The 2,360-nt window shown below is 30.8% G+C and carries 3 protein-coding genes; 1 reads left to right on the plus strand and 2 read right to left on the minus strand.

Annotated elements, in window-relative coordinates; translation table 11 throughout:
- Window positions 1-24: 24 nt before the first annotated feature.
- A complete protein-coding gene (locus tag NEH75_RS10655; protein ID WP_055304338.1) occupies window positions 25-642 on the minus strand; it encodes a VanZ family protein in 618 nt (205 codons plus the stop codon).
- Between the two features lie 94 nt (window positions 643-736).
- The gene (locus NEH75_RS10660; RefSeq protein WP_055304336.1) at window positions 737-1,765 is read right to left on the minus strand and encodes an IS1595 family transposase; all 1,029 of its coding nucleotides are present in this window, start codon (window positions 1,763-1,765) and stop codon (window positions 737-739) included.
- A 268-nt stretch (window positions 1,766-2,033) separates the two neighbouring features.
- On the opposite strand from NEH75_RS10660, the gene NEH75_RS10665 reads away from it, so the two are divergent.
- Window positions 2,034-2,360: transposase family protein (locus NEH75_RS10665; RefSeq protein WP_262948858.1), on the plus strand; the 327-nt coding region annotated here is incomplete at its 3' end.

A 2,360-nucleotide genomic window follows, 5' to 3' on the forward strand; every position in this document is an offset into this window, starting at 1 on the left:
CATCTATTTTGAGACAGCCCCATTTTAATTAGTTTTTAAATTAGTAGATATAGATTGAAACAACTTAAATTTAGACGCACATATAAAAAATCCATATCCAATGAAAACGCCAATGGTATTTAAAATAATATCATCAATGTCAACACTTCGACCAATAAATAATTGAATCACTTCTACTAAACTTGTCGTCATTAATCCAACAAAAAATACATTTTTAATAGAGTTCCATTTCGTCCAAAGTAAAGGGAAAAACAATCCAATAGGAGCAAATAAAAACACATTAGCCATCAGATTTAATAAAGAAACACTGTTCCAATCATCAACTGAGGGATTTGCTCCAAATAACTGGCTACTTATGGTTTTAAAAGGAATCAAATTGACTCTTGATAAATCAATTCCTGCATAAATATCAAAATAAAATTGTCCTGTATCACTGTAAATGCCCATATACCAACGAGGAATAATCGTCTGAGAGGAAAGTCCAATCATATAAAGAACAAATGAGCCTAAAACTAATTCTTGAAGGACATCGCTCTTGTTTCCTGTTCTTCGTAAATAAATATATCTTCCAATACAATAAAAAGGAAATAAAATAAGCATATATCCTAACATTCCACTGATATAGTGTAAAATTAACCTCATAAAAACATCCCCTTTTTAGCTATATTTTACCATAATATACCTATATAACGTATATTTTATAGAGATTATAATTGATTTTCAAGTTAAAAATTAATTATCTATATAAAGCTAATCTATTTCTATAATCTTCAATATTTAAGTCTAACTGACTCGATACTGTTTGAAGGAGCATACTTTTTCCTTTCAACATTTCTTTATCATCTTTAAAATATTCTAACCATTTCATCCAATAAAGATAGTTGACTAAATATTTAGTCGAAACCCCTTTAAAGCGTAACATCCAAAGTTTTAAACGACTATGAAAAGAATTGAGACGTTGAATGTTGTAGAAGTCATCTGTTCTACGCTTCCCACTCTCAATTCTTTTATGTTCTAATCCAAAATCTTTAACAAAGTGAATATAGCTTTTATGACTATCAGTACATAAAATAGAATCACTTTCAATACGATCATTTAATACACGACTTAAATCAGAGCTTTTCATACGTCCTTTACAAATAAGCTCTGCATATATATTCCCTTGGCGGTCTAATCCTGTTAAAACACAAACTTGTTCAGAGCTAATTCCACGTTTTACAACTTCCTTGCCACGTTTACGAGAAGGACGTGGCATAACAAAATCACTTTTCACATGGTTTCCTTTAAATGATTCCGCAAAATAAGTTTCGTCCATTTCTATAACTCCATCTAAATGTCCGATTCCAATATATATACGAATAGCATCTAAAATTCGGTGACGCATATAAAAAGATGTTTTCACACATACATCAATATGTTCTGCTGCACGACGAATACTGAAGCCTAAAATCATACACTTAGCGTATTCTAACCAATATTTTAAAGGTAATTTAGAACCTGATATAACTGATTTTGAAAAGTCAGTAAATGTTCGAAGACAAAACTTACATTTATAACGTTGTTTTCCTGATGAATTCCCATATTTACAGACGTTATGACTTTCACAATGAGGACAGATTTTACCTTTTGAAAATCGTGCTTCTCGACATTCTTGTATCGAAACAGGAGTAAGAGACAAAATTTCTGAAATATAATTCAACAAATTTTCCTGTTGCACATCAGTTAAAGTTAAAATATCTGCTTTAATTGTACTCAAAGTTGGCATCGTCTCACCTCGAACGTTTGTTTTATATTAGTTTACCATATTCAGGAGTTTTTATTCAAGGTATCAACAATATTGTCTAACACAGCTTTATTTTTTTATCATCCTTATTTCATATTCTCACAAGGGATAAAAGGTTCTATAATATTTGGTGTGGGTGATTCCCACACTTCTTTTATTTGAAGTAAAAAATAAGTACAAAAAAAAGAGACATTATGTCCCAAATTCTATACCATGTAATTGACCAAAAAAACACGAAAGGATTGGAATAATGTCTCATACTCATTGTATCTCAACTTTACTTGATTTAAAAGATAAAACAATCACTTTTCCAGAAGATTGGATGAAAGAAGTGATGATTAACGGGGTTCGTTCAAAACTTATCTCAGGAATCTTGTCTTTTCAGCCTACCCATTGTTATCAGTGTGGCCATATTTTTGATTCAAACATTATTAAACACGGCTTCAAAACCTCTCGTATTAAGATGATGAAACTCTCTGGCTTTGATACCTATCTAGATTTAAAAAAGCAACGCTATAAATGCCGTCATTGTAACAGTACCTTTACGCTTAAAACCTCTCTTGTGGAATCTAATTGT

It is taken from the genome of Turicibacter sp. T129 (genome assembly GCF_025594975.1).
Classification (GTDB): Bacteria; Bacillota_I; Bacilli_A; order MOL361; family Turicibacteraceae; genus Turicibacter; species Turicibacter bilis.